The sequence below is a fragment of the Labilibaculum filiforme genome (assembly GCF_002843315.1).
In the GTDB taxonomy this organism is placed as follows: Bacteria; Bacteroidota; Bacteroidia; order Bacteroidales; family Marinifilaceae; genus Labilibaculum; species Labilibaculum filiforme.
Genome location: NZ_MVDD01000003.1, coordinates 31674 through 44459, shown reverse-complemented (window position 1 = coordinate 44459; position 12786 = coordinate 31674). Strand labels below are relative to the sequence as shown.

Genomic DNA, 12786 nt, shown 5'->3' with positions numbered 1-12786 from the left:
TTCTAAAATTAAAGATCGATGGTTCAATTAAAAAAGATAATTTATATTCTAGTCTTGTTTAGCTGTTCTCTGAAGCCAGTTCAAGCTCAAGACCTTAATAAATCTCCTTGGCAAATTGCCACTGCCGATTTTTCCAATTATACAGGAATTTCACTTGCGAACGGACGCATTGGAATCTTACCTTCTGCCGAACCCGGAAAAACCAAAGCTATTATCTTGAATAATGTTTACGACAAAGAATCTGAGTTTGGCGTAAGTAAAGTATTGTTGGGAATCAATTTTGCAAACCTTCAGATTGTTATTCAGCAAGACACACTTTCTCTTGAGAATTGTTCCAATTGGCAACAAGTGCTCGATATGGAAAAAGCTTCATTCACAACAACTTGTCGATTTAAAGAGTATGCAGATATTTCTTTTACCCTTTATGCTTTGCGCGGAATGCCATATTCGGGTATGGTAGATGTTGCAATTAAAGTTTTAAGGAAGGATATTAGCCTACAAGTAGCTGGTCAAATTAATTGTCCTAGCAACTATAAAAATGTACAATCAAGTTATAGAATTCTGAGAGATTTAGATGCTCGCATGCCAATTCTTCAGACAACAGCTGAAAGTCCATTCGGAAAGCATCAATTGGCAACTACCGCCACTTTTATATTCCAGGAAGAAAGGCCACTCTTAGTTCCGAAACTTGCGGATACTCTAAATGCCCAACTCAGCTTTATTAAATCGCTTAAAGCGGATGAAAATTATCATTTTGCATGGTCTGGAGCAGTGTGTTCTTCTCAGGATTTTACCGATCCGAAAAATGAATCGGAAAGAATGGTCATTTTTCAACTTTTAGGAAATAAACAGGCTGTTATTGATCGACATATTGAGCTTTGGGCAGAATTGTGGAAAGGAGATATTGAAATTGAAGGAGATTTAGAATCGCAACGAGATATACGATTGGCTTTGTATCATTTGTACTCTTTTGCTCGAGAAGGTTCTAATTTGAGCATTGCACCAATGGGTTTATCCGCACAAGGCTACAACGGCCATATTTTTTGGGATACAGAATTATGGATGTTTCCACCTCTTTTGGTTTTTAATCAGGCAATTGCAAAATCAGTATTGAATTATAGGTTCGACAGGTTGGAAATGGCTAAAAAGAAGGCTCAGAACTACGGATATAAGGGTGCAATGTTTCCTTGGGAATCGGATGATACAGGAGAAGAAGCAACTCCAACTTGGGCATTAACCGGAACTTTCGAACATCACATTACTGCAGATATTGGCATCGCTTTTTGGAATTATTACCAAATTACTAAAGATAAGCGGTGGTTGCAGGAAACAGGCTATCCGGTATTGAAAGAGGTTGCCGATTTTTGGCTAAGCAGAGCAATTGCAAATTCCGATGGAACGTATTCCATTAACAATGTGGTAGGAGCGAATGAATTTTATCATCATGCCAACGACAATGCCTTTACCAATGGATCGGCGAAAACAGCCTTGCAATTTGCATTAAAAGCGACACTTGTTCTTAAGGAAAAGGGGAATCTGCTTTGGCAGGATGTTGCTGATGGATTGGTCTTTAACCACTTTACTAGTGGTGTTACTAAGGAGAACTCCGAATACAATGGAGAAATCATTAAACAAGTGGATGTAAATCTTTTAGCTTACCCATTAAATGTGATTACAGATTCTAAGTCTATTCTGCAAGATTTAGAATATTACGAGCCAAAAATAGCTCCCGAAGGTCCGGCAATGTCGCATTCTGTTTTGGGAGTGCTCTACGCACGATTGGGTGAACCCGAAAAAGCATTTAAGCTATTCAAGAAATCTTACGAACCTAACAAACGAGCACCTTTCGGAGCGCTTTCCGAATCGGCTTTTAGTAACAATCCATATTTTGCTACGGGTGCCGGAGGAATGCTGCAAACTGTTCTTTTTGGTTTTGGAGGTTTGCATATCACCGAAAATGGAATTGTACAGAAAAATCCATGTTTGCCAAAACAATGGAAAAAATTAACAATTAAAGGCCTTGGTCCTGATTCGAAAACTTTTGTAATTGACGGAAAATGAAAAACTACTTAAAATTAACGAGTGTATTAATTGCATTTGTATTGCTGACAACTGCTTGTGGCTCTAAAAAAAGTATTGAACTGTTGTCTCCCGATGGCAAATTGGCATATCATCTTCAAATGAATGAGAAGGGCCAAATGTATTATGGCTTGAGTGTTTCCGGAGATGGGATGTTAGCGAATTCAAAGCTCGGATTGCAATTAAAAGAAGAGCTTGCATTTACGGATAATCTGAAAATTGTTTCCCATTCGGAAAATGGGGTGAATGAAACTTGGAAACCAATTTGGGGACCAAACGATACCATTTTAAATCAATACAACCAATTAACTGTCAGTCTTCTAAATGGTACTGGTAAAGAGTTAAAACTGCACGTTCGTTTATTTAATGATGGCTTAGGATTTAGATATGAAATTCCGCAACAAAATGGAATTGATAGTATTAATATTGTGAACGAGTTAACGGAGTTTAATTTTGTGCAAAACGGAACGGCATGGTCTATTCCTGCCAATTTCGATTCTTACGAAATGTTGTACCGAACAACAAAATTGAGTGAAGTAGCCGATGCAAATACGCCAATTACAACAAAATTAGATGGCGGATATTATGTGAGTATTCACGAGGCAAACCTGACTGATTATGCAGGGATGACTTTGAAGAATATGGGAGGAACTAATTTTCAGGCAAATTTGGTTCCTTGGCCCGATGGAGTAAAAGTGAAAGCAAAATCGTCACTAAAATCTCCATGGAGAACCATTATGCTGTGTCAAAATGCTTCAGGATTGGTGGAATCGAATTTAATTCAGAATTTGAATGAGCCATGTGCAATTCCAAATACCGAATGGATTCAACCCATGAAATACATAGGAATTTGGTGGGGAATGCATTTGGGAGTAGAAACGTGGACTCCGGGGCCACTGCATGGTGCCACCACTAAGAATATGAAAAAATACATCGATTTTGCTTCCGAGCACAATATCGAGGCTGTTTTGGCCGAAGGTTGGAACACAGGATGGGAAAATTGGGGGAAACCAAAGGCTTTCGATCAGCTAACTCCTTATCCTGATTTTGATTTTGATGAAATTGTGCGTTACGCGAAAAGTAAGGGAGTTGAGTTAATCGGGCATCACGAAACTGGTGGCGATTATCTTTTTTATGAAGAATGTATGGATGACGCCTTTATGAAATTGCATGTGAATGGCATTCGGGTGGTAAAAACAGGCTACGCTGGTCCCATTCCAAATGGTCAATATCATCACGGACAAAAAATGGTGCAACACTATCGCAAGGTGGTCGAAACCGCTACCAAATATCAATTAATGCTCGATGCTCACGAACCTATAAAAGCTACCGGAATCAGTCGAACCTATCCAAACATGATGACTCGCGAAGGTGCTCGTGGAATGGAGTGGAATGGTTGGAGTGAAGGAAATCCGCCAGAGCACCATGTTATTTTGCCATTTACCAGATGTTTGGGAGGGCCAATTGATTATACGCCCGGAACTTTTGATATTTTGTATAAAAACCGAGGGGAATATATTAAATGGAACAGCAACGATAAAGGAAATTCTCGTGTAAATACGACTTTGGCCAAACAACTGGCTTTATGGGTTTGTTTGTACAGTCCTTTGCAAATGGCTTCCGATTTAGTAAGTAATTACGAGGGTCAACCAGCTTTTCAGTTTTTTGTGAATTTACCTTCAGAATTTGACGAGTCGAAAGTATTATCTGCCGAAATTGGCGATGTATATGCAGTTGCTCGTCGGAAAGCTTCCAATTGGTACATAGGTGCAATTACCGACGAAAATGCCAGAGAAATTGATTTAGATTTAAATTTTTTAGATGCAGATAAAAAGTATATAGCCACTATTTATGCGGATACCGAAAACACATCTTTGAATGAAAATCCAACGGAAATAAAAATTATTACAAAGGAAGTCGATAGCAAAACTACTTTACATGTGGTAATGAAAAGTAGTGGAGGACAGGCTATCGAAATCAAAGAATCTGAAAAATAAACTAAAGCAATTAGTAGCAAAAAGTTATGATTGTAAGTAATGGGAGTTAATCTATCAGATAGCGGAACGATTGTTTGCTTGTAGCAAAAAAGTCCCCTTTAGGGGATTTAGGGGTAACAAGATAAATGCTACATACATATTGCTTCTTCTTCTTATCTCCTTGTTAATTTGTTATTTTTAGAGGGATTAATGAATTAATAAAGGGATTAATTACAAAATTAATCGGCTTTTAATCTCTAAAGCTTTAATTTGACTTATAGATTAGAAATTAGAAAAACCGTTCGGGGGAAGAGCTTGGCTAGCAAAGTTCCCGTTCGGTAATATTTTATTTTTGAATTACACCTCAACAAAACTCAACTTGATGAAGCGCTTATCAGGAATTTTGATTCTTTTTTTTCTAAACATTAATTGTTTTGCACAATTTACCGAATACGTAAATCCATTTATTGGAACAACTAATTTTGGCACCACAAACCCGGGAGCAATTGTACCTCGAGGAATGGTTTCCGTAACTCCTTTTAATGTTTCGGGTTCTGATATCAATACATGGGATAAAGATGCTCGCTGGTGGTCAACTCCCTATTCTTGGGATAATACCTTTCTTACCGGATTCTCACATGTTAACCTAAGCGGTGTTGGTTGTCCCGATTTGGGCGTAATTTTATTGATGCCAACTACTGGTGAGGTAAAAGCCGATCACAAAGAGTATGGTTCCATCCAAAAAAATCAGAAGGCAACACCTGGATATTATGCCACCGATTTAGAAAAATATGGAATTAAAGCAGAGCTAAGCGCAACAAAAAGAACCGGGATTAGTCGTTATACTTTTCCAAAAGGGAAATCAAATATTCTTTTGAATTTAGGTTTAGGTTTAACCAACGAATCGGGTGCTAAAATTCGAATCGTAAACAATCAGGAAATTGAAGGTTCTCGAATGACAGGATCTTTTTGTTACAACGATGGATCGGAACGACTGGTTTATTTCGTTGCTCGTTTTAGTAAAGAAGCCGACGAATTTGGGGTTTGGAAAAAAATGCCGGAAATGAAAGCGGAAGCTGCATGGAGCGATACCGACGGTCAGTTTAAATACTACAAAAATTATACGCAGGAACTTTTTGGCGATGAAGTTGGTGCTTATTTCACTTTCGATACTAAAAACAACGAGCAAGTAATTGTAGAAGTTGGTGTTTCCTATGTGAGTATCGAAAATGCAAGAATGAATTTAGATGCTGAATCGAATCAGTTCAATTTTGAGAAAACAAGATTACAGGCTAATCAGGAATGGAATAGTAATTTGAGTCGAGTAAAAGTAGAAGGCGGAACCGACGATCAAAAAACAATTTTCTATACCGCATTATACCACACACAAATCCATCCAAACATCATTAACGATGTAAACGGGCAATATCCGGCAATGGAATCTTTCGAAATTCGCGAGACCAATAATTGCAATCGTTATACCGTGTTTTCTTTATGGGATACCTACCGCAACTATCATCCGTTAATGGCCTTGTTATACCCTCAGGAACAGCAAGATATGCTTCGTTCTATGGTCGACATGTACAAGGAGAGTGGCTGGTTGCCTAAATGGGAACTCAACAGCAAAGAAACACACGTTATGGAAGGCGATCCAGCCATTCCGGTTATTGTTGATTCCTACTTGCGTGGATTAACCGATTTTGATGTAGAAGCAGCATATGCGGCAATGATAAAATCTGCAACTTCGGCAGGAAAAAATAATAAGCTACGTCCAGATATCGATCATTATTTGACAGCAGGTTATGTGCCTTTAGTCGAGGAGTTTGACAACTCAGTTTCTCATGCTTTGGAATATTACATTGCCGATTGGAATTTGGCACAATTCGCTAAGGCTTTGGGTAAGAAGGACGATTACAAGCGATTTTTAAAGCAGTCACTTCGATACAAAGAATATTTCGATACTGAATTTGAGATGCTTCGTCCGCGATTAAAGAATGGAGAATTCTTAGCAAATTTCAATCCGAAACAAGGCGAAAATTTTGAACCTAGCCCAGGTTTTCACGAAGGAACAGCATGGCAGTATACCTTTTGTGTACCGCATGATGTAATCGGGTTAACAAATTTGATGGGGGGAAAAAAGAAATTTGTAAATAAATTACAAATGGTTTTCGATGAAGGATTGTTTGATATGGCCAACGAACCAGATATTCATTATCCATTTCTTTTTAACTATGTGAAGGGCGAGGAGTGGAGAGCACAAAAAGAGGTGCGTCGTTTAATCGACACCTATTACAAAAATGCTCCCGATGGTATTCCTGGGAATGATGATTGTGGTACCTTATCGGCATGGGTAATTTATAGTATGATGGGAATTTATCCTGTTTGTCCGGGAAATACCGATTATGCTATTACAACACCAGTTTTCGATAAAGTAACAATCGAATTGGATGCTGAATTTTACGAAGGGAAAAGTTTTCAAATTGTAAAGCATCAAGATTCTAAGGGAAAGTACATTTCTAAAATGATGCGTAACGGCAAAGAATATAAAAGTTATTTTATTAATCATCAAGATATAAGTAAGGGCGGAACTTTGGATTTCTTCTTTAACAACTAACTCATATCCCTATCTAAAAAACAAAAAATACTAATGTCACTTACTAAAAAAAGCAAAGCAAAACATCCGGCAAGTTGGATTCCTACAGCTTATTTTGCAATGGGCTTACCCTTTATTGCAATTGCACAAGCATCGGTACTCATGTTTAAGAGTTTCGAGGTATCCGATTCTTTAATTGCATTTTGGACATCTTTAATTATGTTGCCGTGGACTTTAAAGCCACTCTGGAGTCCTTTGTTGGAAATGTTTAAAACTAAAAAACATTTTGTGGTAGCTACCGAATTGCTGACAGGTATTACCTTTGCTTTGGTTGCTTTCTCTTTGCATTTCGATGCTTTCTTCACCTATTCAATTGCTCTGCTTGCAATTATTGCTTTTAGTGGTGCTACTCACGATATTGCTACCGATGGAGTTTATTTAAGTGAACTTTCGGGACAGCAACAAGCCAAATACATTGGTTGGCAAGGAGCCTTTTACAACATGGCAAAAATATTAACTGCTGGTGCGTTGGTGTATTTGGCAGGTATTCTCGAGGAGAAGTTTGGTGTTTTACATGCTTGGATGGTTGTTATGCTTACCTATGCAATTATTATGGTTGTGCTTGGGGTTTACCACATACGTATGTTACCATCAGGAGGAGAAAAATCGGGCGAAGTAAAAAGCTTAAAAGAAGGTTTCGCCACTACTGTGGATGTGATTAAAACCTTTTTTCAAAAAAAATATATTATCTGGTTCATTGCCTTTATAGTAGCTTACCGTTTTGCCGAAGGTTTCGCCATAAAAATTGCACCTTTATTTTTTAAAGCTAGTGTTGCCGATGGTGGGTTAGGCTTAAGTACTTCCGACATTGGATTAATTTATGGCGTATTTGGTTCGGCAGCTTTTGTGCTTGGTTCAGTTTTAGCAGGCTACTACATTGCCAGGCGCGGATTAAAAAAATCTTTATTCTCTTTAGTTCTTATTTTTAACGTACAATTTGCAGTGTATGCTATCTTGGCCATTTATCGTCCCGATAACATATACATGATTGGTGGTGCTGTGGTGGCAGAGTATTTTGCCTATGGCTTCGGATTTGTTGGATTAATGCTTTATATGATGCAACAGGTTGCTCCAGGAAAATACAAAATGGCACATTACGCATTTGCCACAGGAATAATGAATTTAGGAATTATGTTGCCCGGAATGTTTAGTGGGTTTTTAAGCGATTGGTTAGGTTACAAATTATTTTTTATTGTAGTGCTGTTTGCTACTATACCTATCCTATTTGGAGCCAAATTTATTCCTTTTCCGCATTCCGAAAATAGTGAGTCAGAAACAAATAACGAATCCAAATAAATTTTTATCAGAATGAGTTCAAAAAGCACAATGCCTTGGGAAGACAGGCCGGAAGGATCTACAGATGTAATGTGGAGATTTTCTCAGAATCCTGTTATTGGAAGGTACGATATTCCTACTTCCAATAGTATTTTTAATAGTGCAGTAGTTCCTTTCGAGGATGGTTTCGCTGGAGTATTCCGTTGCGATAATAAATCGGTGCAAATGAATATTTTTGCCGGGTTTAGTAAAGATGGAATCAATTGGGATATCAACCACAATCCAATTAAAATGGTCGAAGGAAATACCTCGATGATTGATTCGGATTACAAATACGATCCTCGCGTTTGTTGGATCGAAGACCGATATTGGATTACTTGGTGCAATGGCTATCACGGACCAACTATTGGAATTGCTTATACTTTCGATTTTAAGACCTTTCACCAGTGCGAAAATGCATTTTTACCATTCAATCGTAACGGAGTTTTGTTCCCCGAAAAAATTGATGGAAAATATGCAATGCTAAGTCGTCCAAGCGATAATGGACACACACCTTTTGGCGATATTTACATTTCTTACAGTCCCGATATGAAATATTGGGGAGAGCATCGTTGCGTAATGAAAGTATCTAATTTCACCGATAGTGCTTGGCAGTGTACCAAAATTGGAGCTGGTTCGGTACCTATTCGCACCAACGAAGGTTGGTTAATGTTCTACCATGGGGTAATCAACACCTGCAACGGGTTTCGTTATTCAATGGGAGCAGCCCTTCTCGATCTCGAAAATCCCGATAAGGTATTGTATCGCTCGAAACCATACTTATTGGCTCCAGCGGCTCCTTATGAGCTAATGGGCGATGTGCCTAATGTTGTATTTCCATGTGCCGCCTTAACCGAAGGAAATAAAGTTGCTGTGTACTATGGAGCAGCCGATACGGTGGTAGGAATGAGTTTTGCTTACATCGACGAAGTAATTGATTTCATCAAAAAGAACTCATTATAAATTAGTTAGTTTAGATTTTAATTGGCTGGTACTCTCTCAGGTGCCAGTCTTTTTTTTTAGGGGCGTTCCCTTCGGGCGGGCTTTCCATTTCAACTCCTCGCTCATACTTCGTTGCGGGGTTTCCACTCCAATCCCTAACGCTTTCCGAATAGTGGTTTTTGCGTATTAAGCCAATTCTATCTTCATAAAAATTACAAGAGTTTTGTAAAAAAAATAACCAGGCAGAACGTTTTACTGGTCTGCCTGGTATATTTACTTCTGTGTTACAATGAGAACAGGACAATGTTTATAAATCTCCTATCACAGATCTCTTGTGCTTACTATTTGTTTTATTAATTGCAAGTACTTCGATTTTCTTTTCCAGTAGGAGTGTATACTTTAATCCAGTCCACATACATTGTGGTTCTGTCGCCAGTAAAGTCATCTCCAGATGCCCAAAAATCAGCTGTAGTGCCATATCTCCAGGCTTGTGCCTCTTGACCAATAAGCATATGCATTTCTTTTTTAAGGCCACCACAAGCAGTATAACCTTTAGGATCAATTCCCTGGCTACCAGTAGTTGTTGTTTTAACTTTTACACCATCAACGTAATAAACTAATTTGGTGGCACTTTCCCATTTCACACCATAAATATGGTATTTATCACTCCAGTCAACAATACTAGAATTACAATCACCAGTTTTCATCGACATCCAAGTTGCTGTTTGAGGTTGGTAGTCAAGTCTATTTCCGTTTGCATCATATTTGAAGGTATGATGACTAAGGTGTAACTTGTTGGAATACCAAGGATATTTACAGGATTTTCCATTAGCAAGTGTAGCCGGACCATAAGTCTCTATGTTATCAATTTCTTCTAGATTATGAGTATCGCCACTTAGCATCCAAAGACAATCGGCTAATTGAGATTTACTCACTTTAACTCTTGCTTCTTGGTACAAGGGATAGGAGCTTTTTGCTTTTGTAGTTATCATTCCGCAAAGTAAATCGTTTCCCGATTTATTTGCTTTAATCACTAAGGCACGATTATTTGTGCCGATAGTTTCAAAATTAACCTGACTATCAGCCCATACGGTGGGTTTTACACCTGTCCATGCATTAAGATAACCTAGCTTCCATCTCGATTGAAATTCGGATGCATTTTTTCCTGCAGAATAATTAAATTCATCAGATAAAGTAGCAACTAAACCCCAACCAACCATTCCATTGTTCGAATCGTTAAGGTTTGTTCGGTTCTCCGTATTGTTGGTTGGAGCAAGAAACTCAACCGAGTTGCTCGGTTGTGTACAATTAGAGGTATAGCTTGTCCACCCACTACCGGACGATTTTAAAGATAATTGATCCGACGAATTTGAAACGGTAGTTTCAGACTGCAAGTCGTTACTATCATCTTCGCAACTGGTTGCAAAGAATAAGATAGGTAGCAAAATTAAGTAATAGATTTTCTTCATAATAATTATAATTTCATAAATGTTTTGTTTAATCAAAATTAACTTTTATAATTGCAGTTGTCAAATTAGTGTGCTGATATTGACGCAAATAAGTGTTAAAAATAAGGGGGTAAAAGAAAAAATCTACAGGCTTATTTGAAAACTAAAAAAATCATAATGTATTATTATATAGTGAGATAGTATTTTTAATTTATGTTACAATAGAGCCTTATTAAAAAGGGAAATGAAGTGAGTCTAAAAGATGGTTGGTAATTAAATCGATTAATAAAGTGGAGTTCTTTATTTTACCAGACTCATTCCATTTAAACGCTTTTTAATTCTGAAATTATTATAATCAACATACTCTACCAGCTCTTTTAGAAAGTGTTCCAAGGAACTAAATTGTTTCAAATACACCAAGTCAGATTTCAACCTCCAAAGAACTTCTCTATTGCTGTATTCTCTAATCAATTTCCTTTTCTATACACACTTTGCCTAATACTTTTTTGTTGAAGTTTATACCTATAGCTAGGATGTTCATAATGCCAATCCTGATTTGAATGAAGAGTTAGATTTGTATTATATGGGAGCATAGAAAATGCTCTGTCAACCATATTCATAACCAGAAGTAAGGTTGGTTTATATGTTATAACTAAATATTTCCATATTATATAAATTCATAATAGGTGAGAGATAACATTTAGTTCCTATAAGAGAAAACTCCGTAAGGCGCGTAACCCATTTTGGATAAGGCCTATCAGTCTTAAAGTCTCGTTTAAGGATTTTGGGTGCAATTCGTTCAACTTCTCGCTCATACTTCGTTGTGGAGTTTCCACTCCAATCCCTAGCGCTTTTCTCATAGGAGCTTTTTACGTTTTTAAGCAAATACTATTTCCATAAAAATCATGAGAATTGAACAAAAAATAACCAGGCAGAACGTTTTACAGATCTACCTGGTATGTTTAGTTCTTTGTTACAACGAGATAAGAACCATGTTTATAAGTCGCATATCACAGATCTCTTGTACTCACAATTGTTTTATTCATTGCAAGTACTTCTATTTTCTTTGCCAGTTGGGGTGTATACTTTAATCCAGTCCACATACATTTTGGTGATGTCTCCAGTCAAGTCATCTCCAGATGCCCAAAAATCGGCTATTGTTCCATATCTCCAAGTTTGTGCTGCTTGGCTAATAATCATGTGCATTTCTTTTTTAAGACCTCCACAGGTTGTATAACTCTTAGGATCAATTCCTTGATCGCCATTCGTTACTGTTTTAACTTTTACACCATCAACATAGTAAACCAATTTGGTAGCACTTTCCCATTTCACACCATAAATATGATATTTTGCGCTCCAGTTAACTAAATTCGAACTACAGTCTCCCGTTTTTCTCGACATCCAAGTTGCTGTTAGAGGTTGGTAATCAAGTCTTTTTCCAGCCGAATCGTATGCGAATGTATGATGACTAAGGTGTAACTTATTGGCAAACCAAGGATATAAACAGGAAGAACCATCTGAACGTGTGGCCGGACCATAAGTCTCTAGGTTATCAATTTCTTCTAATTGTTTTGCATCATTACTAATCATCCAAACGGCATTGGCTAATTGAGACTTGCTTACTTTAACTCTGGCTTCCTGATACAATGGATAGCAACTCGTTGCTTTGGTAGTTATCATTCCGCATAGTAAGTTATCTCCCGATTTATCTGCTTTTATAACCAAGGCACGATTATTTGTACTGATGTTTTCAAAATTAACTTGGCTATCAGACCATATCGTTGGTTTTACACCTGTAAAGGCATTAATATAACCTAGCTTCCATCTCGATTGAAATTCTGCTGCATTTTTTCCTGCAGAATAATTAAATTCATCAGATAAAGTAGTAACTAAACCCCAACCAACCATTCCATTGTTCGAATCGTTAAGGTTTGTTCGGTGTTCCGTATTGCTGGTTGGAGCAAGAAACTCTATCGTGTTGCTCGGTTGTTTACAATTTGAGGTGAGGCTTGTCCACCCACTACCGGCCGATTTTAAAGATAATTGATCCGACGAATTTGAAACGGTAGTTTCAGACTGCAAGTCGTTATTATCATCTTCGCAACTGGTTGCTAAGAATAAAATAGGCAGTAAAATTAAGCAATAGATTTTTTTCATAACAATTTAATTTTATAAATGTTTTGTTTAATCTAAATTAACTTTTATAATTGTAGCTGTCAAATTAGTTTGCTGATATTGAAGCAAATAAGTGTTAAAAATAAGGGGGTAAAAGAAAAAACCTACAGGCTTATTTGAAAACAAAAAAAAATCATAATGTACTATGTGATAGTTAGATCGTGTTTTTAATTGATGTTAAAATAGAGTCTTGTTAAAA

At 37.3% G+C, this 12786-nt stretch carries 9 protein-coding genes; 5 read left to right on the top strand and 4 right to left on the bottom strand.

The window, feature by feature from the left end; translation table 11 throughout:
- The first annotated feature begins 18 nt into the window (after positions 1-18).
- The 5 genes from BZG02_RS05100 (at position 19) to BZG02_RS05080 (ending at position 8985) form a co-directional block, all read left to right on the top strand.
- The gene (locus tag BZG02_RS05100) at positions 19-2061 is read left to right on the top strand and encodes a kojibiose hydrolase (RefSeq protein ID WP_101260338.1); all 2043 of its coding nucleotides are present in this window, start codon (positions 19-21) and stop codon (positions 2059-2061) included.
- Entirely contained in the window at positions 2058-4076 is a 2019-nt protein-coding gene (locus BZG02_RS05095; protein ID WP_101260337.1) for a glycoside hydrolase family 97 protein, read from the top strand. Before BZG02_RS05100 ends, BZG02_RS05095 begins: the two co-directional genes overlap by 4 nt.
- A 361-nt stretch (positions 4077-4437) precedes the next feature.
- Entirely contained in the window at positions 4438-6669 is a 2232-nt protein-coding gene (locus BZG02_RS05090; RefSeq protein ID WP_101260336.1) for a GH92 family glycosyl hydrolase, read from the top strand.
- 33 nt (positions 6670-6702) lie between these two features.
- On the top strand, positions 6703-8004 hold the full coding sequence (locus BZG02_RS05085) for an MFS transporter (protein WP_101260335.1): 1302 nt from the start codon (positions 6703-6705) through the stop codon (positions 8002-8004).
- Positions 8005-8016: 12 nt separating this feature from the next.
- Entirely contained in the window at positions 8017-8985 is a 969-nt protein-coding gene (locus BZG02_RS05080; protein ID WP_101260334.1) for a glycoside hydrolase family 130 protein, read from the top strand.
- Between the two features lie 332 nt (positions 8986-9317).
- Here BZG02_RS05080 and BZG02_RS05075 read toward each other — a convergent pair whose 3' ends face one another.
- The 4 genes from BZG02_RS05075 to BZG02_RS05065 all read right to left on the bottom strand — a co-directional run bounded on the left by BZG02_RS05075 (position 9318) and on the right by BZG02_RS05065 (position 12569).
- Positions 9318-10433 (bottom strand): LamG domain-containing protein, encoded by a 1116-nt coding sequence (locus BZG02_RS05075; protein ID WP_101260333.1) that lies wholly within the window; start codon positions 10431-10433, stop codon positions 9318-9320.
- A gap of 279 nt (positions 10434-10712) precedes the next feature.
- The gene (locus BZG02_RS21290) at positions 10713-10844 is read right to left on the bottom strand and encodes an IS3 family transposase (RefSeq protein ID WP_425432611.1); all 132 of its coding nucleotides are present in this window, start codon (positions 10842-10844) and stop codon (positions 10713-10715) included.
- A gap of 275 nt (positions 10845-11119) precedes the next feature.
- The gene (locus BZG02_RS20770; RefSeq protein ID WP_180335640.1) at positions 11120-11272 is read right to left on the bottom strand and encodes a hypothetical protein; all 153 of its coding nucleotides are present in this window, start codon (positions 11270-11272) and stop codon (positions 11120-11122) included.
- Between the two features lie 178 nt (positions 11273-11450).
- A complete protein-coding gene (locus tag BZG02_RS05065) occupies positions 11451-12569 on the bottom strand; it encodes a family 16 glycosylhydrolase (RefSeq protein ID WP_101260331.1) in 1119 nt (372 codons plus the stop codon).
- Positions 12570-12786 lie beyond the last annotated feature (217 nt).